This window comes from Rhodoplanes sp. P11, assembly GCF_964266735.1.
Taxonomy (GTDB): Bacteria; Pseudomonadota; Alphaproteobacteria; order Rhizobiales; family Xanthobacteraceae; genus Rhodoplanes; species Rhodoplanes serenus.
Map to the genome: position 1 here is coordinate 1 of NZ_CAXWGY010000019.1, position 26636 is coordinate 26636.

The window sequence follows — 26636 nt, forward strand, 5'->3', positions numbered from 1 at the left end:
GCGGCGGGTCCGGCGCCGCCGCCCCCACACCCGCCGCCAGCGCGGTCGCGCAGTCGTCGACCACTCCCCGCGGGCGGGGAGCGGTGAAGAAGGTGAACTCCCTCTCCCCGCGGGCGGGGAGAGGTGAAGAAGGCGAACTCCCTCTCCCCGCCCGCGGGGAGAGGTGAAGAACCGAACTCATCTCACCCGGCACGCGGGGAGAGACGAGGAAGCGGCAGGGCAGTCGTCGGACTGGAGAGGACGGGATGTACGACTTCACCTATCATCGTGCAGGCGATCTCGACGAGGCATCGGCACTGCTCGCCGAGCACGACGACGCCAAGATCGTCGCCGGCGGCCAGAGCCTGCTGCCGATGATGAAGTTCCGTCTGGCCTCGCCGTCCGACCTCGTCGATCTCGGCAAGATCGAGGGACTCGACGGCATCGCCCGCGACGGCGACGCGCTGGTGATCGGCGCCCTGGCGCGCCACGTCGCGGTCCACACGTCGCCGATCGTGCGGGAGAGCATTCCGGCGCTCGCGGCGCTCGCCGGGCTGATCGGCGATCCGGCGGTGCGCCACCGCGGCACGCTCGGCGGCTCGCTCGCCAACAACGATCCGACGGCGGACTATCCGGCTGCCGCGCTGGCGCTCGGCGCCACCGTCGTGACCACCCGGCGCGAGATCGCCGCCGCGGACTTCTTCACCGGGTTGTTCGAGACCGTGCTGGAGCCCGACGAGATCATCACGGCGGTGCGCTTCCGCATCCCCGAGAAGGCTGCGTATGAGAAGTTCCGCAACCCGGCGTCGCGCTATGCCATCGTCGGGGTGTTCGTGGCGAAGCACGCCGACGGGGTGCGCGTCGCCGTCACCGGGGCAGGGGCGTCGGGTGCCTTCCGGGTGCCGTCGTTCGAGGCGGCGCTTGCCGCCGACTTCTCGCCGGACGCGCTGCGCGGCCTGACGATCCCGACCGAGGGCCTGGCGAGCGACATCCATGCGAGCGCCGAGTATCGCGCCCATCTGGTCGGCGTGATGGCGCGCCGCGCCGTCGCGGCGGCGAACGGGTGAGCGCGTGATCGTCACTTTAGGCTCGTCCCCTCCACTGCTCATTCCCGCGCAAGCGGGAATCCAGGAGTTCGTGAGGCCGGTCGTTGGAATCCTGGTCCCGGCGTTCGCGAGGACGAGCGGCGCGAACCACGGAAAGGGACGGTTCCGTTGACCCCGCTGCCCGCCTCGATCGACGCCACCCTCGATCTCCTGGCGAAGGCCGACTATCTGGCCGACCGCTCGCTGGCCACCGTGCTGTTCCTGGCGCTTCGCATGGGCCGGCCGATCTTCCTGGAGGGCGAGGCGGGGGTCGGCAAGACCGAGATCGCCAAGGTTCTTTCGGCGACGCTCGGGCGCCGGCTGATCCGGCTGCAATGCTACGAGGGGCTCGACGTCGCCAGCGCCGTCTACGAGTGGAACTACGCGGCCCAGATGATCGCGATCCGGCTCGCCGAGGCCGAGGGTCCGGTCGACCGCGAGCGGCTGACCCACGACATCTTCTCGCGATCGTTCCTGATCGAGCGGCCGCTCCTCCAGGCGCTGCGGCCGGACGCCGGCGGCGCGCCGGTGCTGTTGATCGACGAGCTCGACCGCGCCGACGAGGCGTTCGAGGCGTTTCTGCTGGAGGTTCTGGCCGACTTCCAGGTCACCATCCCGGAGATGGGCACCGTGAAGGCGGCAGAGCCGCCCGTGGTGGTGATCACCTCCAACCGCACCCGCGAGATCCACGACGCGCTCAAGCGGCGCTGCCTCTACCACTGGGTCGACTATCCGGACGCGGCGCGCGAGATCGCCATCGTGCGGGCCAAGGTGCCCGGCATCGCGGCGCGGCTGTCGGAGGAAATCGTCCGTTTCGTGCAGGCGCTGCGGCGCGAGGATCTGTTCAAGGCGCCGGGTGTCGCCGAGACGCTCGACTGGGCGACGGCGCTGACCGAGCTCGACGCCGTGGCGCTCGATCCCGCGATGGTGTCGGACACGCTCGGCGTGCTGCTGAAGTACCAGGACGACATTGCCCGCCTGCAAGGCTCGCCCGCCACCGCGCTGGTGGAGCAATTGCGGGCCGACATGGCGGCGGCGGGGTGACATGATCACGTCTCGTCGCCCTACCCCCCTCCCTGTCCCTCCCCCACAAGGGGGGAGGGAACGCGAGAACCGCGACGTCCCGGCATGTGCCGCCGTGGATACCTCGAGAGCCGAGCATCGCGCGGTTGGCGGCGCGCCGCGCCCGGCTCCCTCCCCCCTTGTGGGGGAGGGATGGGGTGGGGGGTGCAGCTTCGCACACCACCTCCGATGACTGGCGATGCCTCGCACCGCCCCGCGCACTCCTGCGCGACCGACAGCAGCGGCCGCCTCGCCGACAACATCGTGCAGTTCGCCCGCGTGCTGCGCCGCGCCGGGCTGCCGGTGGGGCCGGGGGCCGTGATCGACGCCGTCGCGGCGCTGCGTAGCGTCGGGGTCGGCACCCGCGAGGATGTCTACTGGACGCTGCATGCCGTGCTGGTGAAGCGGCACGAGCACACGGCGGTGTTCGATCAGGCGTTCCGCATCTTCTTCCGCCGGCGCGGCTACCTCGAGCAGCTCATGGCCCTGATGATGCCGCAGGCGCCGGGCGCCCCGGCGGCGCCGAAGCCGGCCGCGGCGCGCGTCCATGACGCGCTGTTCGAGGCTGCCCGGGAGACGCTGCGGCGGCGCGAGCGCGAGACCGAGATCACCGCCCACCTCACGGCCAGCGATGCCGAGCTGCTGCGCCGCAAGGACTTCGCCCAGATGAGCGCCGACGAGATCGCGGCGGCGCGCGCCGCGATCCGCCGCCTGGTGCTGCCGCTCGACACGGTGCGGACGCGCCGGCTGGTGCCCGACCGGCATGGCCGCCGCATCGACCTGCGCCGCACCCTGCGGGCCAGCATGAGCGGCGGTGGCGCGCTGATCGACCTCAAGACCCTCGGGCCGGGCACCCGGACCCCGCCGCTGGTCGCGCTCGTCGACGTGTCCGGCTCGATGGGCGAGTACACCCGGCTGTTCCTGCACTTTCTCCATGCCGTCACCGATGCGCGCACGCGGGTGCAGTCGTTCCTGTTCGGCACCCGCCTGACCAACGTCACCCGGGCGCTGCGCACCCGCGATCCCGATGCGGCGCTCGCCGCCTGCTCGGACGCGGTGCCCGACTGGGCCGGCGGCACCCGCATCGCCGCCTCGCTGGCCGCCTTCAACAAGCGGTGGGCCAAGCGGGTGCTGGGGCAGGGCGCCGTGGTGCTGCTGATCACCGACGGGCTGGAGCGCGACGAGGACCCGCGGCTCGCCGCCGAGATGGACCGGCTGCACCGCTCGTGCCGCCGGCTGATCTGGCTCAACCCGCTGTTGCGGTTCGACGGCTTCGAGCCCAAGGCGCGCGGCATACGGGCCATGCTGCCGCATGTCGACGACTTCCGTCCAATCCATAATCTCGACAGCATGGCGGCGCTGGTGCGAGCCTTGTCGGAGTCGGCGGGAGGCCATCGGCGGCGGCAGGGGCATCCCGGACGAGACCGGGCGGCCTGAGCCCGACGGCTGGAACGGCCGGTGATGATCGAAGGAGCGACGAGATGCTGGCGCGCGACGACGATATCCTGAAGGCGGCGGAGGACTGGCGGGCGGCCGGCAAGGGCGTCGCCCTCGCCACCGTGGTGGAGACCTGGGGCTCGGCGCCGCGGCCGGTCGGCTCTGCCCTGGTCATCGACGAAGAGGGGCGCTTCCTCGGCTCGGTGTCGGGCGGCTGCGTCGAGGGCGCCGTGGTGTCGGAGGCGCTCGACGTGATCGCGAGCGGTACGCCGCGGATGCTGGAGTTTGGCGTCGCCGACGAGACCGCGTGGCGGGTCGGCCTGTCGTGCGGCGGCACCATCCGGGTGTTCGTCGAGAAGGTCGAGTGATCATCGGCGCGGCTCGGGCTCCGCCGAGAACTCGCCCCCCTCCCTGTCCCTCCCCCACACGGGGGGAGGGAACGCAAGAACCGAAGCGCTGACATGCTCGATATTGCTTTGATGATGACATCACCCCGACCGATGAACGCAAGCTCGAACGGCCGCTCGCTGCAACCGGCTCCCTCCCCCCTTGTGGGGGAGGGTTGGGGAGGGGGGTGCCCGTGAAGCTCGATCTCCTGCAAGCCCTCAACACCGAGCGGGCGGCGCGGCGCGGCGCCGTGCTGGTGACCGACATCGCCTCCGGGGCGCAGCGGCTGGTGCACGCCGCCGAGGCTGCCGCCGATCCGCTCGCCGATCTGGTGGCGCAGCATCTGCGCACGGGCAAGAGCGGCATGGCGGAGACGCCCGCGGGCCGCGTGTTCCTCACCGTGCATGTGCCGCCGCCCCGCCTCGTCGTCATCGGCGCCGTCCATATCAGCCAGGCGCTCGCCCCGATGGCGAAGCTTCTCGGCTACGATGTCACCATCGTCGACCCGCGCACCGCCTTCGCGAGCCCGGAGCGGTTTCCCGACGTGCCGCTGATCGCCGAGTGGCCGGATGTGGCGCTGCCGCCGCTCGGCGTCGACCGCTACACCGCCTTCGTGGCGCTCACCCACGATCCCAAGATCGACGACCCGGCGCTTCTGCACGCGCTCGCCCGCGACTGCTTCTATGTCGGCGCGCTCGGCTCCAGGAAGACGCACGCCCGCCGGGTCGAGCGGCTGACGGCGGCCGGTCTCGACGCCGCCACCATCGCCCGCATCCATGCGCCGATCGGCCTGTCCATCGGGGCCGTGTCGCCGCCCGAGATCGCGGTATCGATCCTGGCCGAGATCACGGCGCGGCTGCGGCTGCCGGCCGAGGCGCGTGCATCCGTCGAGCCGGCACCCGAGAAGGCCGCATCATGAGGTTCGGTCCGGTCCCGGTCGCCGCGGCGGCCGGCGCCCTCCTGGTTCACAGCGTCCGCCAGGGCGGGCTGGTGCTCAAGAAGGGGACGGTGATCGGTGCGGCCGAGATGGCGGCGCTCGCCGCCGCCGGCATCGCCGAGGTGGTGGTGGCGCGGCTCGATCCCGACGACGTCACCGAGGACACCGCCGCCGCCGCGGTCGCGACCGCAGTGGCGGGGCCGCTCGTCCGCGTCGATGCGGCCTTCACGGGCCGTGCCAACCTGTTCGCCGAGGCGGCCGGTCTCCTGGTGGTGGACCGCGCCGGAATCGACAGCGTCAACGCCGTCGATCCCGACATCACGGTGGCGACGCTGCCGGCCTTCGCCCCCGTGGTCGAGGGCACCATGGTGGCGACCGCCAAGATCATCCCGTTCGCGGTGCCGGGCCGGGCCTGCGCGGCCGCGGTGGCGGCCGCAGAGGCGGCGGCGCCGCTGGTGCGGGTCGCGCCCTACCGGGTCCGCAAGGTCGCCGTGGTGTCGACCCTGCTGCCCGGCCTCGCCGACAAGGTGATCGACAAGACCCTCCGGGTGACGGCCGCGCGGCTGGCGCCGGCCGGCGCCGCCGTGGTGGCGGAGCGGCGGGTGCCGCACGAAACTGCCGCGGTGACGCGCGCCGTCGAGGACGTGCTGCGCGAGGGCGCCGAGCTCGCCATCGTGTTCGGTGCCTCGGCGATCGCCGATCGCCGCGACGTCATCCCGGCCGCCGTGGAGGCGGCGGGCGGCCGCATCGAGCGCTTCGGCATGCCGGTCGATCCCGGCAATCTCCTGATGATCGCCGAGGTCGATGGGCGGCCGGTCCTCGGCGCCCCCGGCTGCGCCCGCAGCCCCAAGGAGAACGGCTTCGACTGGGTTTTGGCGCGGCTCATGTGCGGCCTGCCGGTGACCGACGGCGACGTCGCCGGCATGGGGGTCGGTGGCCTCTTGATGGAGATCGTCACCCGGCCGCAGCCACGCGAGATGCCGCCGGCGGTCCCTGCCGAGACCAACGCCATGACGCCGCCGGCGCGGCGGCTCGCCGCCGTGGTGCTGGCGGCTGGCCGGTCGACCCGCATGGGCGGCCCCAACAAGCTGCTGGCGGAGATCGGCGGGCGGCCGCTGGTGCGCATCGCGGTGGAGGCGGCGCTGGCGTCGCGGGCGCGGCCCGTTGTCGTCGTCACCGGCCACCAGCACGAGGCGGTGGCCGCGGCGCTGGCCGGCCTGCCGGTGAGGCTCGTCCATAACCCCGACCATGCCGAGGGCCTGTCCACCTCGGTGCGGACCGGCATCGCCGCGGTGCCCGACGACGCCGAGGGCGCCGTCGTCTGTCTCGGCGACATGCCGCAGGTCGGTTCCGGACTCATCGACCGCCTGATCGCCGCCTTCGATCCGGAGAAGGGGGCGCTGATCGTCATCCCGACGATCGCCGGCCAGCGCGGCAACCCGGTGGTGTGGTCGCGCCGCTTCTTCCCGGAGCTGGGCCGGCTCACCGGCGACGTCGGCGCCCGCAACCTGATCGCCGCCTATCAGGAGGCGGTCGCCGAGGTGGCGGCCGATCCGGCGGCGGCGACCGACGTCGACACGCCGGAGGCTCTCGCCGCCGTGAAGGCGACCCTAGAAGGCGGCTGAACGGTCCCCCGTCGCCGCCGGTACCGACGTGCCGGTATTCACCGGCCGGAAACCACTTCCGCACTAATCTCCGGGCGAATCCTCTGGGGGGAGGGGCCATGGCTCGGGTGTCGCATCTCGGGCGCGTCGTCGCGGCCGCCGCCGTGCTGCTCGGGATCGGAACGGCAGCCGTGCAAGCCGCCGGCGCCATCGCCATCGGGGCCTGCGGGGCCTATGGCTACGCCTACGACCGGCCGAATTTCGTCCAGGCGGAGGCGGCGGCGCTGCGCCGCTGCGGCGCCCACGACTGCCGGCTGGTCGCCACCGTGCGGCGCGGCTGCGCGGCCTTCGCGGTTGACGCCAAGGACCTGTGCGGTGCGCACGGCTACGCGGTGGCGCCGCGGCTCGCCCGCGCCCAGAACGCCGCGCTGAAGCAGTGCTACGCGCACGGCGGCAAGGACTGCGTGGTCCGCGCATTCGCTTGCGACGCGCGGCATTGATCCGGCGCCGAGGGATGGATTGCTCGGGATGGATCGCTCAGATGTCTGCGGTCCCGCTCGGCCGGGGAAGCAGAGCGCTGAGAGCGTAGCGCGCCGCCGCGATCAGCGCCTGACCCGGCTCCGCCTCGTCGGGTCCCGAAGCCTCGACGACGAGACGTCCGACGAGACCATCGTACAACCCCAGCAACGCAATGGCGGTGGACTCCGGCGGAACGGCCGCATCGACGGTTCCGACGGCCTGAGCATGGCGGATCGCCTCCGCCAGGGCCGCCGTCAGATCGACGTCGAGCCGGCGAAACGCTGCCGCGATCCGCGGATTGCGCCCCGCTTCGGCCAGCACCTCGACGCCGAGGCGGGCCTGTTCCCGCTGGCCGGAATCGGCGGTCCGGAACGCCTCGGCCACATGGGCTTCCAGAGTTGCGGGCAGGTCTGCGGCGTCGCGCCAGGTGCGTAGCAGCGCCAGCACCGATTGCCGCTCGGTCTCCGCCATCGCGAGCACGATGTCGTCCTTGCTCTCGAAGTACTGGTAGAGATTGCCCGGGCTCGTTCCGGCCTCGCGGCAGATATCCCCCATCGACGCTTTCCAGAAGCCATCGCGGGCGAAGCAGCGCGCGGCGGCCGCCAGAATGGCGGCGGTCCGTCGCTCTCGCGCGGCCGGGTCCACGGGCCGGCCCGGGCGTCGCTTGGCCGGTGCGCCGGCGGCCCGCTGCCCGGGTCCGTTGTCCGGGTCCTGCTCGTCGGCCATTCCCGATGCTCCTCCTCGAATGATGCCCGCGCGTCGCTGCGGCAAACCGCTCCACACATCGGCAGTTTACGGCCGGCGCCGACCATAATATAAGAACGATCGTTCGATAAAATAAATATGCGAGCCAATTCATGAGCCGTCTCGGCAACTCCGTCTCGCCATCCCGGGCGGTCGCGACCATCGCGGTCGGGTCGAGCGACTCCGGGGTGGGTGCGAGTCCCCCGGCGGGGGCCGGGCGGGTGTCGCTGGCCCGCCGGACCCTCGTCTACGAATGGCGGCGCTACCTCGCCGCCGTGCTGGCGGTGGCCTTCTCGGGCCTCCTGGTGCTGGTGCAGGTGGCGCTGCTGCTCGGCATGTTCCGCACCGTCACCACGGTGGTGGAGAGCGCGGGGGCCGACCTGTGGATGGTCGAGCCGACGGTCTCCTCGTTCGATCTCGCCCGGGAACTGGCGCCCCGCGTCGAGAACCGCGTGCGGGCGCATCCGGCCGTGATCCGGACCGAGCGGCTCAATCTCGGCTTTGCGGATTGGCGCGGGCCGGACGGCAGCCGCGTGGCCGTCACCCTGATCGCGCTCGATGTCGGGCCGGGCAGCCTCGGCTTCCCGCGCTCGCTGCCGTCCGCTCTGCGCGAGGCGCTCCAGCAGCCCGGCGCCGTGCTGGTCGACCGCGCCGACGTCGCCAAGCTCGGGGTGGCAAGCCGCAGCGAAGGGGTCGAGATCGATGGCCGCCGGGTTCGCGTGGCCGGGACGGTCGGCGGATTCCGGGCGATCGGCGGCGCCAACGTGTTCGTCTCCGACGCGACCTACCGGGAAATCCGCGGCGCTGCCGCGAGCCGCGACGCGCCGCACTACGTGCTGGCCGCGCTCGCGCCGGGCGTCGATCCCGCCGTCGTGGCGGCCGATCTCCAGGCGGTCGGCACCGACTTGTTCCGCGCCATGACGCCGGATGCGCTCGCGACCATGTCGCAGACCTATTGGCTGCTCGAATCCGGCACCGGAGCCGGCTTCCTGTTCTCGACCGTTCTGGGCCTTCTGGTCGGCGTCGCCATCACCAGCCAGACGCTGCGGGCCGCGGTGCTCGCCTCGCTGCGCGAGTACGCGACGCTGCGGGCCCTCGGTGTTCCGCTGCGGGCCTTGCGCGCCGTGGTGCTGGAGCAGGCGGCCTGGATCGGCGCGGTGGGCTTCGTGGTCACGGCCATCGCCACCGCCCTGGTGATCGGCGCCGCCATGGCGGCCGAGGTCGCGGTGGCGCTGACCTGGTGGGCGGTGCTGGCCACCGCGATCTTCTCGATGCTGGTCAGCGTGATATCGGGCCTCGTGGCGCTCGCGCCGCTGCTGCGCACTGAGCCGGCGGAGCTTCTCCGATGACGGCGGCCTCGCTGATCGTCGACGGCGTGACGCGCAGCTTCACCACCGGCCGAGTCACCGCCCGCGTGCTGGGGGGCGTCTCGCTCGCGATCGCGCCTGGCGAGATGACCCTGATCGTCGGGCCTTCGGGCTCCGGAAAGAGCACATTGTTGGCCGTGGCGAGCGGACTGCTGCGGCCGGACGGCGGCAGCGTGCGGGCGCTCGATGCCGATCTGTGGAGCCTCCCCGCCGAGGCCATCGACCGCTTCCGCCTCGAACACTGCGGCTTCGTGTTCCAGGGCTTCAACCTGTTTCCGGCGCTGACCGCCGTCGACCAGGTGGCGCTGCCGCTCCAATACACCGGCCTGGTCGGCGCCGCGGCGTACGCACGGGCCATGGAGGCTCTCGTCGCCGTCGGTCTCGCCGACAAGGCGCACCTGCATCCGCTCGCCCTCTCGGGCGGCGAGAAGCAGCGCGTGGCCGTCGCCCGTGCCATCGCCAAGGGCCCGCAGCTCTTGTTCGCCGACGAGCCGACCAGCGCGCTCGACAAGGAGAATGGTGCCAAGGTGGCCCGCCTGCTGCACACCATCGCGCGCCGCGACGGCGCGACCGTGCTGTGCGTCAGCCACGATCCGCGGCTGATCGACCATGCCGATCGCGTGGTGCGGATCGAGGACGGCGTGCTCACGGCCGACGAGCGGAATCCATCGGTGATTCCTGCGCCCCCGCTGGCCATGGCGCCACCGCGCCCGGAGATATCCCCATGATCGCCCGCCTTGCTCGGACTGCCGTCCTGCTCCTGCTGCTCGCCGCCGCCACCGATCCGCCGCCCTCGGCGCTCGCATCCGAGCCTGCCGCGACGCCGGCCCGCCGCGGCGACGGGGCGCCGACGCTGGTGCCGGTCGGCCGCGGGATCGTCGACATCGAGGGCGGGCTCGTTCAGATCGCGGCGCCGCGCGACGGGGTGATCCGCGACGTCCTGGTGGAGGAGGGCCAGGTGCTGAAGGCCGACGCGCCTCTCGCCGTGCTGGACGACCGGCCGGCCACCCATCAGCTCGACATCGCCCGCGCCCAGCTCGAGGAGCGGCGCGCCGCCGTCGCGGTGCAGGAGGCTCGCCTGGCCGCCGCCCGCCGCGAGCGCGACCGCATCGCGCCTCTGGTCGGCGGCCGGATCGTGTCGCAGAAGACATTCGACCTGGCGGCCTCGGATGTCGATCTTCAATCTGCCGAGCTTCAGGCCCGGCGGGCCGAAGTGACCACCGCCGAGGCGCAGGTGCGCTCGGCGGCCTACGAGCTGGCGCTCCGGACCATCAGGGCACCGGCGGACGGCGTCGTGGTTCGCCGCATGGTGCGCCCCGGAGACGGGGTCTCCACCCTCAACGTGACACCGCTGTTCCTGTTCGCCCCGGGCACGCCGCGCATCGTCCGGGCCGAGATCGAGGAGCTGTTCCTGCCCCGCCTGGCGGCCGGCCAGCGGGCCGAGATCACCATCGAGAACGCAGCGGGAGCGCCGGTGCCCGGCCGGCTGATCCGCATCGGGCAGGCGTTCGGGCCGCGCCGCGCCACCGCCTACGAGCCGCGGGACCGCGTCGACGTGCGGGTGCTCGAAGTGGTGATCGGGTTCGAGGGCCCGGCGCCGGCGGTGCCGCTCGGCCAGCGCGTCGTGGTGCGGTTTCCGCCGTGAGGCCCACAGGACGAGGTCTCATACGAGATCCGGCTGATCCATTTGGGCGTCATTCCGGAAGCCGCGAAGCGGCTGTCCGTAATCCAGCCGAGAGTCCAAAGCTTGCCGCGCGATGAGGTGTTTGGCTGGGTCCCGGGTTCGCGGATTCCCGCGCCCCGGAACGACGGCGAGCCGATCACCCGGAACAGGATCAGCCACCCTGGTGAAGCCGCATCTCCATGCGGACCAGCTCGGCGAGGTTGCGGGCGCCCATGCGCTCCATCACCCAGGCGCGGTGGATCTCGACGGTGCGCGGGCTGATGCCGAGCCGTGCCGCGATCTCCTTGTTGGACAGCCCGGTGGTGGCGAGGGTCAGCACCTCGCGCTGGCGATCGCTGAGCCCGGCGAAGCGCGCCGCGAGATCGGCGACCTCGGCGGCGGCATGGCGGCGCGAGCTGGCGGCCGCGACGGCCGCCCCGATCGACTCGAACAGCCGGTTCTCGTCGAACGGCTTCTCGATGAAGTCGAAGGCGCCGAGCTTGATGGCGGCCACCGCCATGTCGACGTCGCCGTGGCCGGTGATCAGGATCACGGGCGGTGCAGCGGCGGTCTCGGCGAACCGCCGGGCGAGATCGAGCCCCGACATCCCCGGCATCCGGACATCGGCCACCACGCAGTCGAACTGCGGCACCCGATCGATCTCGGCCACGAGAGCGTCGGCCGTTTCGAAACGCGATACGAAAAGCCCACGGCGTTGCAAGTAGAGAGCGAGGGAATCCAGCACCGCGGGATCGTCCTCGACCAGAGCGACGTGCAGGATCTCGGTCATTCGGCCCCCTTGGCGATCGGAACCGTGAAGCGGACCACCGCGCCCCGATCGGGACGCTCGATCACCAGCCGGCCGCCGTGCTGCTCGACGATCGAGCGGCACAGCGACAGGCCGAAGCCGAGGCCGTCCGGCTTGGTCGACGCGAAGGTCGCGACCTCGGGGGCGGGCAGGTCCGGCGGAAACCCGGGGCCGCTGTCGGCGACCGTGATCTCCACCATGTCGTCGCGGCGGCACGCCGCGATCACCAGACGGCCGTGCGTGGTGCCGGCCGCATCCATGGCCTCCACGGCGTTGCGGACCAGGTTGATCAGCACCTGCTCGATCTGAAGGAGATCGACCAGAACCAGCGGCAAGTCGGGGTCGAGCCGCACCGCGGAGGCGACGCCGTGGCGGTCCAGCTCCGGATGCATCAGGTCGATCGTCTCGCGCACCATCAGGGCGACCGCGACGGGCGCGCGGCCGGACTGGTCGAGGCGGATCAGCGCCCGCAGCCGGCGCACCACGTCGGCGGCGCGCTGCACCTGCGCGGCGGCCTTCTCGGCGATCTCGCGCACCGGCCGGTGCCGCGGGTCGTCGCCGAGCGTCTCGGTGACCAGCCGTGTGTAGGTGCCGGCCGCGCTGAGCGGCTGGTTGATCTCGTGGGCGATCGCGGTGGCGAGCTCGCCCATGCTGCCGAGGCGGGCGAGGCGGGCGAGCGACTCCTGGTGCAGCCGCAACTGAAGCTCGGTGCGACGATGCTGGGTCACCAGGGCGCCGGCGATCAGCCCGGTCATCGCCAGCACCAGCATGAGAGCCTGCACGCCGGTGACGTCGATCTCCTCGCCGGGCAGCAGATGCAGGCCGGCGATGAGGCCGAGCTGAGTGAGCAGCACGCCGGAGGCCACCGCCTCCAGGCCACCGCGAACCGCCATCCAGATCACGGGCAGGAACAGGAGGTAGAAGAGCTGGGCGTGCGGGCGGACGGCGAACAGGAACACCACGGCCAGCGTCGCCAGCGTCGCGGCGACCTGGAGGGCGGACTCCAGCGACAGCCGCAAGGCACGGCCACGGGTCAACAGGATCAGGCCGACCGGCGCCACGATGGCGATGCCGATCATGTCGCCGATCCAGTAGCGAACCGCCGCGGCCGGCAGGTCTGCCAGCGGCATCAATCCGGCCTGCACGGTCACGGCGACGTAGAGGAGCGACACGGCTGCGGCGCTCACCCCGGCCACGGCCAAGAGCAGCAGTAGGTCACGCATCGAGGCGAGCGTCGGATTGAAGCGCAGGCGCGGCTGGAGCAGGGACACGAGCCCGATGCCGTAGCCGCAGCCGATCACCGTCAGGGTCATGATCTCGGCCGCCCACGGCAGCGGCAGGTGGCGCACCGTGAGATCGCCGAGCAGCGGTGCCACGAACAGGAGCGGGATGTATCGCTGACCGAAAAGCAGCACGAGTACGAAAGACAGGCCGGTGGGCGGATTCCACGGCGTGATGCCGAACGGGGCGAAGGGATCGATGAAGCTCACCCAGTCGAGCAGAACGTAGCCGGCCAGATAGGCCGCCGCCAGCACGGCCCCCGGAAGTGAGTAGATGCGCGAAAGCGACATGGTGGCCGGTCGGCGGTCCGGTGGGTCCGGGTGGCGGGAGGCTCGTCGCCGTCCTATCGCGGGTTGGGCCGCCCGTCGCTAAGGGTCGATACCTAGGTGTGGCTGCGCAAGCATAGCACCCTAGGCGGCGGTCACGAATTGCGGCGTCGGCCGCATCGCTGATCAGATCCCGACGACGTCAACCCGGCGGGGACAGGCGATGCGGAACGGATCGGCGGATCGGGACGGCGGCGAGGTTGTGGTGCTGTGCGCCGACGAGACCGTGCGGGGCGCGGTGGCGTTCTGGCTCAAGGATGCGGGATGGCGCGTCGTGGTGGCGCAGGACGGCCACGCGGCCGACCGGGCGGTGCGCCAACCGGGGTGCCGGCTGCTGATTACCGACCGGGTGCTGCCGCCGTGGCCCGGCCTCGACACCGTTCGAGCCCTGAGGGCGCGGCGGCCGGATCTCGGTGTCGCGGTGGTCGAGAGCGGCCATCTCGACGATCGTATCCTGGCCCGGGTGTCGGGGGCGACCGCGCTGGTGAAGCGGCCGCTCACCCGCGAGGCGGTGCTGGCCCTGCTCGCGTCGGCCCGGTCGCCGACCTCGGCTCCCGCGGTGGCTCCGGAGCCGGAGCCGCAGGCGGGGCGCGCCCCGACCAAGGGTTGAACGCCGCCATGGGCGACGTGTCTCCCAGCGGCGTCGAGCTGGTCGCCACCGTGCTGTTCGCGGCAGCGCTGGTGCACACCTTCGCGAGCAGCCGGTTCGAGCGTCTCGCCCACGCCCACCCGGCGCATCGTGGCCTGTGGCACCTGCTCGGCGAGGTCGAGGTGGTGTTCGGCTTCTGGGCGATGGTGATGCTGGTGTTCTTCGCCGCCTGGGCGACGCCCGGCGAGGCGCTCGCTTATCTGGAGAGCCGCAGCTTCACGGAGCCGGCCTTCATCTTCGTCATCATGGTGATCGCTGCGAGCCGGCCGATCCTCGACGTCTCGGGTGCGCTGCTCCTGTGGGTTGCCCGCAAGCTGCCGTTACGGGACGCGGCGGCCTACTACTGCGCCGTGATGGTGTGCGGCCCGCTGCTCGGGTCGTTCATCACGGAGCCGGCCGCCATGACGCTTTCGGCGATGCTGCTGCGGCGCCGCTATTTCGGGCCGCACACCAGCGAGGCGTTCCGCTACGGCACGCTCGGCGTGCTGTTCGTCAACGTTTCGATCGGCGGCACGCTCACCCCGTTCGCGGCGCCGCCGGTGCTGATGGTGGCGGAGCGCTGGGGCTGGGACCTCGCCTTCATGCTCCAGACCTTCGGCTGGAAGGCGGCGATCGCGGTGGTGTGCAACGCCGTCGGGGCGCTGGTGCTGTTTCGTGCCGAGCTCGACGCCGTGCCGGAGGAGAGTGAAACGCTGGAGCGCCTGGAGGTTCCGCGGACCATCGTCGGCGTGCATCTCGCCTTTCTGATCGGCGTCGTCGCGACCGCGCACCACCCCTTGGTGTTCATCGCCATCTTCCTGTTCTTCCTCGGCTTCACCGAGGCCTACCGGCAGCATCAGAGCCGGCTGATCCTGCGCGAGGGGCTGCTGGTCGGCTTCTTCCTGGCCGGCTTGGTGGTGCTCGGCGGCATGCAGCGGTGGTGGCTGGAGCCGCTGCTGGCGGCGCTCGACGACGTCACCCTCTATTACGGCGCCACCGTGCTGACCGCGTTCACCGACAATGCGGCGCTCACCTATCTCGGCTCGCTGGTCGACGGCATGGAGCCGGAGGCCAAATACGCCCTGGTGGCCGGCGCCGTCACGGGCGGGGGCCTCACCGTGATCGCCAACGCGCCCAATCCGGCCGGCTACTCGATTCTCAAGGGCAGCTTCGCCGAAGGCGGTATCGATCCGCTGCGGCTCGCTGCCGCGGCGGCACCGCCGACGCTGGTCGCCATCATGGCGTTTCGATTGCTGCCATAGGCGGGTGAGGCGAGGGGGCAACCGGCTACCCGGCCGGGCGGCTTGCGGGGCGGACGCGAAGGCGCCACCTTCGCAAGGCACTCTCCGCCGCCACCCGAAAGAGGCCCCATGGCACTGACGCTGTACCACATCGCTCCGTCCCGCTCGTCGATCGTGCGTTGGATGCTGGAGGAGATCGGCGAGCCCTACGATCTGCATGTGCTCTCCATGGGGCGCGAGGAGAACCGCGCGCCCGCGTATCTCGCCGTCAATCCCATGGGCAAGGTGCCGGCCCTGGTCCACGACGGCGTGGTGATCACTGAGGTGGCGGCGATCTGCTGCTATCTGGCCGATGCCTTTCCGCAGGCCGGGCTCGGTGTGCCGATCGGCGATCCGCGGCGCGGGCCCTACCTGAAGTGGCTGTTCTTCTCGTCCGGCTGCATCGAGCCGGCCGTGATGGACCGGGCCTTTCCGCGGGCCGCGGCGCCGCCGCGCGGGGCGCTCGGCTACGGCGACTTCGACACCGTCATGGATGTGGTGGCGGCGGCGGTGACGCCCGGGCCGTATCTGCTCGGCGACACCTTCACGGCGGCCGACATCGTGGTCGGGGCGCAGTTGCGCTGGGCCATGCTGTTCAAGCTGATCCCGCAGCGCCCCGAGTTTCTGGACTATGTCGGGCGGCTCGATGCCCGCCCGGCGCTTCAGCGGGTCACCCGCATGGACCACGAGCTCGGCAAGGGTCAGGCCGGCTGAGGCGAGCCGACCCGGCCGCGACGCCGACGTGGTGATGCGCGGCCGACCGGCGGAGAGAGCCATGGATGCGCTGACACCGCCCGATGGGCCGATGGTTCCGGTGCTGGACCTGCGCGAGGGAGGCCCGCTGCGTCACGCCGCCGTCGATCGGACCCGGGCGCGGGCGCTGCGCGACGATTGTCTCGGTGCCTTCCCGCCGGGCGCCGGCCTGCTGGTGCCGCTTGGCGACGGGCTGAACCGGCGGTGGCTGACGCGGTCGGGCTCGCCCTATGTGGACGAGATCGCCGCGATGGCGCGGGTGCTCGGCTTCTCGGGCGTGTGGATGCTCAACGGCTCCTACCAGTGGGCCTGCACCACGCTCGCCCGCGAGGAGGGCGGGGCGCCGTGGCTCGCCCGCACGCTGGACTGGCCGTTCCCAGGACTCGGACGCCGTGTCACGCTGGTGCGGTTCGCCGGCCCGGCCGGCGACTTCTTCAGCGCCACCTGGCCGGGTTTCGCCGGGGTGCTGACCGCGATGGCGCCGGGGCGGTTCGCGGCCTGCATCAACCAGGCGCCGATGCGTCGGCGCACCCGCCGTCCGTGGTTGCGGCCGTGGGATTTCGCCGCCAACGCGGTGGCGGCCTATGGGGTGCGGCACATTCCGGCCGATCATCTGCTGCGGCTCGCCTGCGAGACCTGCGCCGACTTCGGCGCGGCCCGCACCCTGCTTGCCGAAACCCCGGTGGCGCGGCCGGTGATCTACACGCTGGTCGGCTGCCAGCCGGGCGAGCGCTGCGTGATCGAGCGCACCGAGACTTCGGCGGCGGTGCGCACCGACGCCACCGTGGTCGCCAACGACTGGTGCCCCGCGCGGCCCGCCTGGGAGGCGCGCATGCCGGCCGTCGAGCTGATGCGTCGCTCGTTCGAGGAGGCAGCGGCCATCAACAAGGTGCGCGAGGCGCAGCTCGCCGCCCATGCGGCTCCGCTCGCCGAGAGCTTCGATTGGGTGCTGCCGCCGGTGCTCAACCCCTACACGCGGCTCGCCGTGGCGATGTCGCCAGGCGAGGGGCGGATGCGGGTGGTCGGCTGGGAGGCCGATCGCCGCGGGACGCTGCCGCGCCCGGTGACGGCGGTGTGCGAGGTGGCGGCGCTGGCGCGCCACTGATCCTGTTCCGGGTGATCAGTTCGCCGTCGTTCCGGGGCGCGCCGAAGGCGCGAACCCGGAACCCAGCGACACACGTCATCCCGCGGCAAACTCTGGACTCTCGGCTGGATTCCGGACAGCCGCTTCGCGGCTTCCGGAATGACCACCCAATGGATCAGCCTGATCTCTCATGAGGCGTCGCGCGCGCGGCGCCTTATACGGGCGTCAGAGCCGGCACGATGTCGTCCATCCGGCGGAAGACCAGATCGGGCGCCCGGGCCGCGAGCGCCGAGACGTCCGTATAGCCCCACGCCACCGCTCCGAACGCCATGCCGACGCCGCGCGCCGCGTCGAGATCGCGTAGCTCGTCACCAATGGCGATCGCCGCGGCCGGCGCCACTCCGGCCCGCCGCAGCACGGCGCGCAGCTTGTGCGGCTTGCCGAACAGCCCGGCCCCGCAGGCGAGGTGGGCGATGTGGGCGAGGTTCGCGGCACCCAGGCTGCGCCGCACATTGGCGTCGCTGTCCGACGACACCACCGCGAGCGTGACACCGCGCCCGGCGAGGCCCGCCAGCATGGCGTCGACGCCCGGGAACAGCGGGATGTCGGCGAGCTGAGCGGTCTTCAATGTCCGCAGGTGGCGGACGATCGCCGGCAGCCGCCACGCCGGCACCGCGAGCCGACGCAGGATCTCGTGCGCGTGCGCCCGGCGCAGCGACGGCACGTCCTCGGGTGCGACGCGGCGGAAACCGTAACGGTCGGCGACGTCGTTCAGCACCCGCACGAACCACGGGAAGCTGTCGACCAGGGTGCCGTCCATGTCGAACACGGCGAGCCGCCAGCGCGGCGGCGGCCCCGTTCCCGGGCCGACGAGAGCCGTGCTCACTGCTCCAGGCTCTTCAGGAACTCGCCCGGCGTATGGCCGAACTGGCGCTTGTAGGCGGCGATGAAGGCGGACAGCGAGTCGTAGCCGCAATCGAACGCCGTGCGGGTGACGTTGCGGCTCTCCTCCAGCGTCTCGACCGACATCATCAGCTTGAGCCGCACCCGCCAGTCGCGGAACGACAGGCCGGTCTCGCGCTGGAACACCCGGGCCAGCGTGCGCTCCGACATGCCGATCGCCCGCGCGATGTCGCCGACGGAGCGGTGGTCGTCCGGCCGACGCAGCAGCTCGCTACACAGATCGAAGAGGGCCGGCGTCACCGGCATCGGCAGCGAGAAGGCGACCTCGCGCAGCCGCACGAGCTGATCGAGGAACACCTGAACGAGCCGACCGTCCGGGCCGTCCTCCTCGTACTCCACCGGCAGGGCCGCGACGACGCGGATCAGCTCGCGCATGAACGCCGTCACCTCCAGCACCCGGCAGACCGTGTCGGTCCACGACACCCGCGCCGGATCGACGAAGAAGTTGCGCCGCTCGGTGCGCACCGAGGTGATCACCTCGTGCTCGATGCCGGGCGGAATCCACACCGCCCACTGGGGTGGCGTCAGGAAGGTGCCATGCAGGGTGCGCACCATCAGCACGCCCTTGATCGCATAGGTGAGCTGACCCCACGGATGCGCATGCCAGGGCTTGCGAGCGCCGCCGGGCAGCGATTTCGAGCGGGCATGGACGGGGCGCGGCAGTTCGTCCACGGCGGAACCTCGGCTCGGGGGCGACGACGGGTGGCGGATCGACGACACCGAATGGCGGCTCACGGTTAGCGTCTCGACAGCCGGCACGCCTATGGTCGCAAGGCGGGACGGTACTCTATCCCGTCTGTTCCCGGGTTGCGAGAGGGTCCATCGATGGCACGCACATTCAAGGTTCTGGTCGTCGGCGATGCGATGATCAGGGGTGACGCCTTCGCCGCGTCCGCGCAACGGATTCTCGGTGATCGCCTGGCCGGACTCGCGGCCGGCGAGTGGGAGAGCGAGTCCGGCAAGCTGCAAGCGCGGCGTCTCGCGGTGGAGAAGCAGGGCCCCGAGATCGAGGTGGTGGACCCGGTGATCACCAGCGAAGGGCGCGACGCCGAGATTCTCGCCGGCCTGTTCGTGCCGATCTCGTCCAAGGTGATGGATGCGATGCCGAAGCTGCGCATCGCCGGGGTCGCCCGCGCCGGTGTCGAGAACGTCAACGTGCAGGCGGCGACCGAGCGCGGCATTCTCGTCTTCAACGTCATGGGCCGCAATGCCGAGGCGGTCTCCGATTTCGCCGTCGGGCTGATGCTCGCCGAGAGCCGCAACATCGCGCGCTCGCACATGGGCATCAAGACCGGCACATGGCGCAAGGCGTTCTCCAACTCCGACTGGGTGCCGGAGCTGAAGGGCAAGACGGTCGGCCTTGTCGGCTTCGGCTTCATCGGCAGCCTGGTGGCCAAGAAGCTGTCGGGCTTCGACGTGAAGCTGCTGGTGCACGACACCTGGGTCGATCCACAGGCGATCCGTGCCGCCGGCGCCACTCCGGTCGACAAGGACACGCTGTTCCGCGAGAGCGACTTCGTCTCGCTGCACGCCCGCCTGCTGCCCGGCGGTGCCAAGCTGGTCGGCGCCGCCGAGCTCGCGCTGATGAAGCCGACCGCCTACCTGATCAACACGGCGCGGGCCGGCCTCGTCGACGAGGCGGCGCTGGTCACGGCCCTGAAGGAGAAGCGGATCGCCGGTGCCGCGCTCGACGTCCATTCGTCCGAGCCGATCGCGCCCGGCTCCGAGATCCTGACGCTCGACAACGTCACGCTGACCAGCCACATCGCCGGCACCACCCGCGAAGCGCTGACCCGCTCGCCCGATCTCCTGTTCGGTGACATCGCCAGGCTGTTCACCGGCGAGGCCCCGAACGGCATCGCCAATCCCGAGGTGCTGAAGGACCCGCGCTTCCAGGCTTGGCTCGCGGAGGTGAAGTCATGATGGTGTCGTTCGCCGAGATGCTGCGGGCGGCCCGCGCGGGGCGCTACGCGGTCGGCTCCTTCAACGTCTACAACTACGAGACGATCCGCGGCGTCGTCGAATGCGGTCGCGAGGCCGGCGCTCCGGTGATCGTCGCGTTCGGGGCCGGCTACCTGCCCAACATGGAGGTGGACGAGGTCGCGGCGCTGGTGCGCACCATGGCGACGCGCACCGACAGCCCGGTGGCGCTCCATCTCGATCACTGCAAGTCGTTCGAGGTGATCGTGCGGGCCGTGAAGGCCGGCTTCTCGTCGGTGATGTACGACGGCTCGGCGCTGCCCTTCGAGGAGAACATGCGGCAGACCGCGCGCGTCGTCGAGGTGGCGCACGCGGCCGGGGTCGGCGTCGAGGCCGAGCTCGGCGCGCTCGCCCGCGGGGCGCACTCCAACGAGGAGGACGCCAGCGAGATCTACACTTCTCCCGAGGAGGCGAAGGTGTTCGCCGCCACCACCAAGGTCGACGCGCTCGCGGTGTCGATCGGCACCGTGCACGGGCTCTACAAGGGGGTCCCGAAGGTCGATGTCGGCGTGCTGAGGAAGATCGCGGCCGTGGTCGACATTCCGCTGGTGCTGCACGGGGGGTCCGGCACGCCGGAGCCGATCATCCGCGACTGCATCGCCAACGGCATCGCCAAAATCAACGTCAACACCGAGATCTCGGTCAATGCCGTCGGCAAGATGCGGACGCTGCTCGCCGGCGGCGAGGACCTGCATCTGTCGCAGATCAGCCGCGCCGAGGTCGGCTGGGTGAAGGAGGTGGTCGCCAAGTACATGGCGCTGTTCGCCGCCCGCTGACGGCGCACGAGCCGCGGAGTGCGGCGGGCCGCGCGCGCGACCAGCCGCGGACGGCGGCCCCCGAGGCCGTCGACACCTCGCTGGAGAAGCGATCATGGAGAACATTGTCGTCGTCGACGTGGGAACGTCGAGCCTCAAGGCGATGCTGTATACCCGGGCTGGCCATCTGCTTCATGCGGCCGCTCGACCCTACGACTCGGAGTTCGGCCGCAAGCCCAATTATGTCGAGCAGGACCCGCAGACTTGGCGGTCGGCGCTGTTCGACACCCTGAAGGACGTGGGCGACCATGTCGCCGTGAAGGGGCTCGACGTCGCGGCCATTGCCGTGACGTCGCAGCGCGCCTCGGTGATCCCCGTCGACCAGGACGGCGTGCCGCTGCACAAGGCACTGATGTGGCAGGACAAGCGCAGCATTCCGCAATGCGAGGCGCTGCTCGCCGAGCTCTCCCTCGACGATGTTTACCAGCGCACCGGCTTGCGGGTGAATCCGTATTTCTCGGCGCCCAAGATGATGTGGCTGAAGGCCGAGCGGCCGCAGCTCCACACCCAGACCCACAAGCTTCTCGGCGTCCAGGACTACGTCGCGCATCTGCTCACCGGGCGCTTCGTCACCGATGCGTCGCAGGCGTGCCGCACGCTGCTGATGAACATCCGTACCTTCGATTGGGACGAGGACATGATCCGCGTCTCCGGCATCGATCGCGATCTCCTGCCGGATCTGGTGCCGCCCGGCAGCCGCGTCGGCGGGCTCACGGCCGCGATGGCGGCGCATTGCGGGCTGGCCGAGGGGGTGCCGGTGATCCTCGGCGGCGGCGACCAGCAATGCGCGGCGCTCGCCCTCGATGTGCTCCAGCCGGGCGCCGCGGAGGCCAACACGGGCACCGGCTCGTTCGTCATCGCCTATTCGGACGAGCCGCGCTTCCATCCCGAGTGCCGCACGCTGTGCAGCGCCGGCGCGGTGCCCGGCACCTGGATCGTCGAGGCCGGTATCTTCACCACCGGGCTGGTCCATCGGTGGTTCAAGGAGCAGTTCTATCCCGAGGGGACCGATGCCTACGCGGTGATGAACGAGGAGGCGCGACGGTCGCCGCCCGGCGCCAAGGGCGTGCTGCTCGTCCCGCATTTCGAGGGCAGTGCGGCGCCATATTGGAATCCGCTCGCCCGCGGCCTGTTCTTCAATCTCACGATGGCGACTACGCGGGCCGACATGGCGCGGGCCGTGGTCGAGGGCATCGCGTTCGAGATCGCCAAGGACGTGCAGCTCCTCGAGAGTCTCGGGGTGCCGATCGAGTCGGTGCGGGTCGCCGGCGGCCTCACCACGCTCGATCTGTTCAACCAGATCCAGGCCGATGCGTTCGCCAAGCCGGTGCTGCACTACGACAACAGCGAGGCGTCCTCGCTCGGGGCGCTGATGAGCGCGACCGTGACGCTCGGCCTCTACGCCGACCATCCGCAGGCGTTCCGCACCATCGTGGCGGACGAGCCGGAAACCTATCTGCCCGACGACGCCGTCACCCGCCGCTACCGTCGCATCCTGCAACGCAAGGATGCGCTCTACGACGCGCTCGACGCCCACGGCATCTACGCGACATTCAACCAAGTCCTCGACTGACGAACCACCAGAGCGGCGCCCGCGTGATCCCGCGGGGCGCGGGCGGCCGTGGGGGATACCGACATGAGTAGTGGATTCGCGCTGTCGATCCTCGGGATCTCGGTCCTGATGATCATCGTGATGTGCGTCCGGTTCAAGATCAGCGCCTTTCTGGCGCTGATGTTCGCGTGCTTCTTCATCGCGCTCGCGACCGGCATGCCGCTCGACAAGATCAGCAAGTCGCTCGAAACCGGCATGGGCAACACGCTCGGCTTCCTGGCGCCGATCCTGGCGTTCGGGGCCGTCATCGGCAAGCTGATGGAGGTCTCGGGCGGCGCCGAGCGGCTCGCCCGCACGCTGATCGGGGTGCTCGGCAAGTCGCAGGCCCACTGGGCCATGCTGATCGTCGGCTATGTGTGCGGCATCCCGGTGTTCTTCCAGGTCGGCCTGGTGCTGCTGATCGCGCTGATGTTCAGCGTCGTGAAGGAGTCCGGCCTGCCGGTGCTCCAGGTCGGCCTGTCGATGGTGGCGGCGCTGCTCACGGTGCACTGCATCGTGCCGCCGCATCCGGCCGCCATGGCGATCGCGCTCACCCTCAAGGCCGACGTCGGCAAGGTGATCTTCTACGGTCTCCTGGTCGGCCTGCCGGCCGCCGCGCTCGCCGGCCCGATCTTCGGCAAGTTCATCTCGCGCTACTACGAGGTGGAGCCGGCCGGTGTGTTCGCCTCGACGGCGCCGCGGGACGATGCGGAGCTGCCGCCCTTCGGCCTCACGCTGTTCACCATCCTGTTCCCGCTGCTCCTGATGATCAACAAGACGTTCTTCGACCTCCTGGCCCCGAAGGACGCCGTCTACATGCCGGTCGTCGCCTTCATCGGCAATCCGATCGTGGCGCTGTTCCTGTCGTCGATCCTCACCTACGTGGTGCTCGGGATCGGGCGCGGCTTCACGCTGGAGGACCTGGGCAAGAAGACCGAGGCGAGCTTCGGCCCGATGGCCTCGATCATCCTGGTGATCGGCGCCGCCGGCTCGTTCAACAAGATCATCATGGACTGCGGCATGGGCGACGTCCTCAAGGACGTGCTGACCGCCATCCAGGTGAGCCCGCTGATCATGGCGTGGCTGATCGCCATCCTGATGCGCTTCGCCATCGGCAGCGCGACGGTCGCGATGATGACTGGCGTCGGCTTCATCATGCCGGTGCTGGCGAACTATCCGGGTCTCGATCCGGCGCTCGTCGCGGTCGCCACCGGGGCCGGTGCCATCGGGGCTTCGCACGTCACCGACTCGGGCTTCTGGTTCGTCAAGGAGTGCCTCGGCATCCCGATGCGGGCCATGTACGCGACCTTCACGCTGTCCACCACCATCGCGGCGGTCGGCGGCCTGGTCGGGGTGCTGATCCTCGCCCAGCTCGTGTGAGCGGCGGCGCACGATCTCTCGTCCGATCCCCGCCAAGTCGATCGGACGTCGCGTGGAAGGGCCGGGGCGGCGACGCTCCGGCCCTTCTGCATCGGGTCAGGGCCGCACCGCCGTCGCGTCGGCGGGCGCGGGGACCGGGACGTCGCCGCCGCGCGGGTGCCAGCCGTAGATCCAGTCGTGGCGGGCGAGCAGCCGGTCGCCGCCCAGCATCCGCATGCCGAGATCGCGGACCGCGGCGGCCGGCCCGCCGAGGTGATAGCCGCGGTCGTTGCGCCGCGCCCCGGCCCGCACCGCGGCGGTGCGTCGGCGGCGGCGCGTCTCGTAGTCGGCGAGCGCCGCGACTGGATCACCGGGCCGCAGGGCCAGCGCGTCGGCCAGCTCGGCGGCGTCCTCGATCGCCATGGCGGCGCCCTGCGCCAGGAACGGCAGCATCGGATGGGCGGCGTCGCCCAAGAGGGTCACCGGGCCGCGGCTCCAGCGGGCGAGGGGTGGTCGGTCGTATAAGGCCCAGCGCAGCCACTGCTCGGGCCGCGCCAGCAGGTCACGGGCCGCCGGCGCCCATGAGCGCGCCGGGAGGCGCGTCAGCAGCGCGGCGCCGTCGCCCGGAGCGCTCCAGCCGGTCACCGCCTCGCGATCATGGGCGATCGCCACCACGTTGATCAGGCGGCCGCCACGCACCGGGTAGTGGACCAGATGGGCGCCGGGCCCGAGCCACAGGTCGACGATCGGGGCGCGCAGGGCGGGCTCCACCGCGTCGGCCGGCAGCAACGCCCGCCAGGCGGTGCGGTAGGCGGGGCGAGGCGGGGCGTCGCCGATCAGCCGGGCGCGCACCCGTGACCACAGGCCGTCGGCGCCGATCAGGGCGAGGCCGCTGTGCTCGCTCGTTCCATCGGCGCCGCTGCACGCCACCGTGACGCCGTTGCGATGCACCGCGTAGTCGTCGACCCGCATGCCGAGCACCAGGGCGATGTCGGGCCGCTGGCGGGCGAGGGCGAGCAGCACCGCCTGGAGGTCGCCGCGATGGATCACCCGGTAGGGGGCGCCGTAGCGCAATTCGGAATCGCCGACCGGCAAGCGGACAATCTCGCTCCCGGTGGCGGCGCGGCGCACCCGCACGGCCTCGGGCGTCACCGTCACGGCCTCCAGGCGCGGCGCGGCGCCGAGGCCGATCAGCACCCGCATGGCGTTGGGGGAGAGCTGGATGCCGGCGCCGGTCGCCTCCAGCACCGTGGCCTGCTCCAGAACGACGACGCGGAAGCCGCGGTCGGCGAGCGCGATGGCCGCGGTCAGGCCGCCGATCCCGGCACCGGCGACGATGATCGTGCGAGAGGCCGGTGGCACGGCGTGGGTCGGCCGGAGGGCAGGGGTCAGGCGGCCTTGGTTTCCCGCAAGGCGCATTCGGGCGGGCTGGCCTCGAAGCCGTGCAGGACGGGGTCGTGGCGGTAGAGGGTAGAACAGTAGGGGCAGACGATTTCGGTATCGTCCCCCATATCCAGGAAGACGTGCGGATGATCGAACGGCGGAGTGGCGCCGATGCACATGAACCGCTTGGCGCCGATGGAGATCGCCGCGACGCCGGGATCGTTATGGAAGTGGGGTACGATCTTGTCCGCCATGATTCCACCTTTGCGGCAGCGTTTCGTGGTCGCCCGGCCGGGGTGCCGGACGGACGCGGCGCGGTCGCCGGCGCTCCGACGGCGCGGACCATAGCGGGCCTGTCATGACTTTCCTAGTGCGGGCCACGTCCGTCGGGGCCGAACCAGCGAAGCGGGGAGCCGACCGCGCCCGCCGCGCGGGCGGGGACACGCCGTCGCGCCGTCGCCGGCATCTCGTGCTGCCGGCGCTGGCGGCGGCGGCGCTCGCCGGCGCGCTGTGGCTGGCCGGGCCGCGGGCGATCGACTCGGCCGGCCTGCTACTCGACCAGAACGATCCCGTCCGGCTCGCCGACCGAATGGTCGCCCGCAGCCTCGATACCGATGTGGCCCGCCGCGAGATCGCGGCGGCGCTGGCGGCTGGCGATGTCGAGCTGGCGCAGAGCTTCGTGGAGCTGTCGCGGGCGCGCGGTGTCGCCCTCGATCCCGCCCAGGTGACCGCGGTCGAGGCGGCCGCCGCGCCGCGGGCGACCGCGCTGCGCGCCGCGCGGAATTTCGGCCACGGCCTCGTCTCCGGCGAGCCCGACGATGCCGCCGGCGTCGCCGGCATGCTGCTCGGCGACCTCTTCGTGTTCGGCGACCTGCGCGACGCCGTGCGCGAGGGCGGCCGGCTCGCCACCGGGGCGGAGGCCGACCCGCTGGTGCTCGGCCTCGCCGGCGTCGGCCTCGCGGTCACGGCCGGGACCTACGCCTCGCTCGGCGCCGGGGCGCCGGCCCGGGCCGGCGTCTCCGTCGTCAAGGCGGCGTTGAAGACGGGACGGATGGGGGCGGGGCTCGCGGCCTGGACCGGGCGGACGCTGCGCGGCGCTGTCGACCTGCCGGCGGCGCGCCACGCCGTGGCCGGCGCCGTGCTGCAACCGGCCGCCGCGGCCCGCGGGCTGCGGGCGGCCGTCAAGCTCGACAAGGCGAAGCCGCTCGCCGATCTCCTCCAGGACGCCGGCCGTATCCAAGCCAAGGCCGGCACCCGCGCCGCCATGGACGCCATGAAGATCGCCGAGGGGCCGCGCGACGTCGCCAAGGCCGCCAAGCTCGCCGAGGCGAGCGGCGGCAAGACCCGGGCGATCCTCAAGCTCGGCGGGCGGGGAGCGATCGCGCTGACGACCGGCGCCCTGACGCTGTTCCAGTGGTCGGTCTCGGCGCTGCTGTGGCTCCTGTGGGGGCTCGGGCTGGTGAAGAGCCTGACCGAGCGGATCACCCGCCGCTGCCTGGCGATCGGCCGCCAGCGGCGTTCTCGTCGGATCACCCGCGCGGCGGCGCAAGCCGCCTCGAGCCCGGTCTTGCTCCGGGCCTCCTAAGTCACCTCAAAAAGAA

26 protein-coding genes are annotated in these 26636 nt (G+C 71.6%); 19 read left to right on the plus strand and 7 right to left on the minus strand.

Annotated features, from left to right (window positions below; translation table 11 throughout):
* Positions 1-245: 245 nt before the first annotated feature.
* From ACFQUV_RS19100 to ACFQUV_RS19130, 7 genes are all read left to right on the plus strand, one after another.
* The gene (locus tag ACFQUV_RS19100; RefSeq protein WP_129607940.1) at positions 246-1046 is read left to right on the plus strand and encodes a xanthine dehydrogenase family protein subunit M; all 801 of its coding nucleotides are present in this window, start codon (positions 246-248) and stop codon (positions 1044-1046) included.
* 147 nt (positions 1047-1193) lie between these two features.
* Positions 1194-2108, plus strand: coding sequence for a MoxR family ATPase (locus ACFQUV_RS19105; RefSeq protein ID WP_129607939.1), 915 nt, complete (start codon positions 1194-1196; stop codon positions 2106-2108).
* A gap of 207 nt (positions 2109-2315) precedes the next feature.
* Positions 2316-3563: a VWA domain-containing protein gene (locus tag ACFQUV_RS19110; RefSeq protein WP_129607938.1), complete on the plus strand. Its 1248-nt coding sequence runs from the start codon at positions 2316-2318 to the stop codon at positions 3561-3563.
* Positions 3564-3607: 44 nt separating this feature from the next.
* Positions 3608-3931 carry an XdhC family protein gene (locus ACFQUV_RS19115; protein ID WP_111388629.1) on the plus strand — a complete coding sequence of 108 codons (324 nt, stop codon included), beginning with the start codon at positions 3608-3610 and terminating at the stop codon, positions 3929-3931.
* A 212-nt stretch (positions 3932-4143) separates the two neighbouring features.
* The gene (locus tag ACFQUV_RS19120) at positions 4144-4869 is read left to right on the plus strand and encodes an XdhC family protein (RefSeq protein ID WP_129608115.1); all 726 of its coding nucleotides are present in this window, start codon (positions 4144-4146) and stop codon (positions 4867-4869) included.
* A complete protein-coding gene (locus ACFQUV_RS19125) occupies positions 4866-6512 on the plus strand; it encodes an NTP transferase domain-containing protein (protein WP_129608114.1) in 1647 nt (548 codons plus the stop codon). Before ACFQUV_RS19120 ends, ACFQUV_RS19125 begins: the two co-directional genes overlap by 4 nt.
* Before the next feature lie 98 nt (positions 6513-6610).
* Positions 6611-6991 carry a DUF4189 domain-containing protein gene (locus ACFQUV_RS19130; protein ID WP_129608113.1) on the plus strand — a complete coding sequence of 127 codons (381 nt, stop codon included), beginning with the start codon at positions 6611-6613 and terminating at the stop codon, positions 6989-6991.
* A 37-nt stretch (positions 6992-7028) separates the two neighbouring features.
* On the opposite strand, the gene ACFQUV_RS19135 is transcribed toward ACFQUV_RS19130, so the two are convergent.
* Positions 7029-7736: a TetR/AcrR family transcriptional regulator gene (locus tag ACFQUV_RS19135; RefSeq protein ID WP_129608112.1), complete on the minus strand. Its 708-nt coding sequence runs from the start codon at positions 7734-7736 to the stop codon at positions 7029-7031.
* 131 nt (positions 7737-7867) lie between these two features.
* Here ACFQUV_RS19135 and ACFQUV_RS19140 point away from each other — a divergent pair, with 131 nt between their 5' ends.
* From ACFQUV_RS19140 to ACFQUV_RS19150, 3 genes are read left to right on the plus strand one after another with little or no spacing between them, the layout of a single operon-like run.
* On the plus strand, positions 7868-9103 hold the full coding sequence (locus ACFQUV_RS19140) for an ABC transporter permease (RefSeq protein WP_129608111.1): 1236 nt from the start codon (positions 7868-7870) through the stop codon (positions 9101-9103).
* On the plus strand, positions 9100-9849 hold the full coding sequence (locus ACFQUV_RS19145) for an ABC transporter ATP-binding protein (RefSeq protein ID WP_129608110.1): 750 nt from the start codon (positions 9100-9102) through the stop codon (positions 9847-9849). The genes ACFQUV_RS19140 and ACFQUV_RS19145 overlap by 4 nt, the downstream gene beginning before the upstream one ends.
* Entirely contained in the window at positions 9846-10766 is a 921-nt protein-coding gene (locus ACFQUV_RS19150; protein WP_129608109.1) for an HlyD family secretion protein, read from the plus strand. The genes ACFQUV_RS19145 and ACFQUV_RS19150 overlap by 4 nt, the downstream gene beginning before the upstream one ends.
* Positions 10767-10956: 190 nt before the next feature.
* Here ACFQUV_RS19150 and ACFQUV_RS19155 read toward each other — a convergent pair whose 3' ends face one another.
* Together ACFQUV_RS19155 and ACFQUV_RS19160 are read right to left on the minus strand one after the other, a co-directional pair.
* The gene (locus ACFQUV_RS19155) at positions 10957-11574 is read right to left on the minus strand and encodes a response regulator transcription factor (protein WP_129608108.1); all 618 of its coding nucleotides are present in this window, start codon (positions 11572-11574) and stop codon (positions 10957-10959) included.
* Positions 11571-13163: an MASE1 domain-containing protein gene (locus ACFQUV_RS19160; protein WP_129608107.1), complete on the minus strand. Its 1593-nt coding sequence runs from the start codon at positions 13161-13163 to the stop codon at positions 11571-11573. Before ACFQUV_RS19160 ends, ACFQUV_RS19155 begins: the two co-directional genes overlap by 4 nt.
* Before the next feature lie 199 nt (positions 13164-13362).
* Between ACFQUV_RS19160 and ACFQUV_RS19165 the strand changes: the two genes are divergently transcribed.
* The 4 genes from ACFQUV_RS19165 (at position 13363) to ACFQUV_RS19180 (ending at position 16965) form a co-directional block, all read left to right on the plus strand.
* Entirely contained in the window at positions 13363-13809 is a 447-nt protein-coding gene (locus tag ACFQUV_RS19165; RefSeq protein WP_129608106.1) for a response regulator, read from the plus strand.
* Between the two features lie 8 nt (positions 13810-13817).
* Positions 13818-15089 (plus strand): putative Na+/H+ antiporter, encoded by a 1272-nt coding sequence (locus ACFQUV_RS19170; protein ID WP_129608105.1) that lies wholly within the window; start codon positions 13818-13820, stop codon positions 15087-15089.
* 108 nt (positions 15090-15197) lie between these two features.
* Positions 15198-15821, plus strand: coding sequence for a glutathione S-transferase family protein (locus ACFQUV_RS19175; RefSeq protein WP_111385716.1), 624 nt, complete (start codon positions 15198-15200; stop codon positions 15819-15821).
* Between the two features lie 61 nt (positions 15822-15882).
* Positions 15883-16965, plus strand: a complete 1083-nt coding sequence (locus ACFQUV_RS19180; protein ID WP_111385715.1) for a hypothetical protein — start codon at positions 15883-15885, stop codon at positions 16963-16965.
* A 193-nt stretch (positions 16966-17158) separates the two neighbouring features.
* Here the strand turns inward: ACFQUV_RS19180 and ACFQUV_RS19185 are convergent, their stop codons facing one another.
* Together ACFQUV_RS19185 and ACFQUV_RS19190 are read right to left on the minus strand one after the other, a co-directional pair.
* Positions 17159-17830, minus strand: coding sequence for an HAD hydrolase-like protein (locus tag ACFQUV_RS19185; protein WP_280176746.1), 672 nt, complete (start codon positions 17828-17830; stop codon positions 17159-17161).
* Positions 17827-18579 carry a helix-turn-helix transcriptional regulator gene (locus ACFQUV_RS19190; RefSeq protein WP_207211394.1) on the minus strand — a complete coding sequence of 251 codons (753 nt, stop codon included), beginning with the start codon at positions 18577-18579 and terminating at the stop codon, positions 17827-17829. The genes ACFQUV_RS19185 and ACFQUV_RS19190 overlap by 4 nt, the downstream gene beginning before the upstream one ends.
* 153 nt (positions 18580-18732) lie before the next feature.
* Between ACFQUV_RS19190 and ACFQUV_RS19195 the strand changes: the two genes are divergently transcribed.
* The 4 genes from ACFQUV_RS19195 (at position 18733) to ACFQUV_RS19210 (ending at position 23673) form a co-directional block, all read left to right on the plus strand.
* Positions 18733-19830, plus strand: coding sequence for a 2-hydroxyacid dehydrogenase (locus ACFQUV_RS19195; RefSeq protein WP_129608104.1), 1098 nt, complete (start codon positions 18733-18735; stop codon positions 19828-19830).
* Entirely contained in the window at positions 19827-20663 is an 837-nt protein-coding gene (locus ACFQUV_RS19200; protein ID WP_129608103.1) for a class II fructose-bisphosphate aldolase, read from the plus strand. The genes ACFQUV_RS19195 and ACFQUV_RS19200 overlap by 4 nt, the downstream gene beginning before the upstream one ends.
* A gap of 94 nt (positions 20664-20757) precedes the next feature.
* Entirely contained in the window at positions 20758-22275 is a 1518-nt protein-coding gene (locus tag ACFQUV_RS19205) for an FGGY-family carbohydrate kinase (RefSeq protein WP_129608102.1), read from the plus strand.
* 63 nt (positions 22276-22338) lie between these two features.
* The gene (locus tag ACFQUV_RS19210) at positions 22339-23673 is read left to right on the plus strand and encodes a gluconate:H+ symporter (RefSeq protein ID WP_111385711.1); all 1335 of its coding nucleotides are present in this window, start codon (positions 22339-22341) and stop codon (positions 23671-23673) included.
* A gap of 96 nt (positions 23674-23769) precedes the next feature.
* Here ACFQUV_RS19210 and ACFQUV_RS19215 read toward each other — a convergent pair whose 3' ends face one another.
* Positions 23770-25014, minus strand: a complete 1245-nt coding sequence (locus tag ACFQUV_RS19215; protein WP_244601482.1) for an FAD-dependent monooxygenase — start codon at positions 25012-25014, stop codon at positions 23770-23772.
* A gap of 26 nt (positions 25015-25040) precedes the next feature.
* Entirely contained in the window at positions 25041-25289 is a 249-nt protein-coding gene (locus tag ACFQUV_RS19220; protein ID WP_129608100.1) for a zinc-finger domain-containing protein, read from the minus strand.
* A 104-nt stretch (positions 25290-25393) separates the two neighbouring features.
* Here ACFQUV_RS19220 and ACFQUV_RS19225 point away from each other — a divergent pair, with 104 nt between their 5' ends.
* On the plus strand, positions 25394-26620 hold the full coding sequence (locus tag ACFQUV_RS19225) for a hypothetical protein (protein ID WP_129608099.1): 1227 nt from the start codon (positions 25394-25396) through the stop codon (positions 26618-26620).
* Positions 26621-26636: the final 16 nt, after the last annotated feature.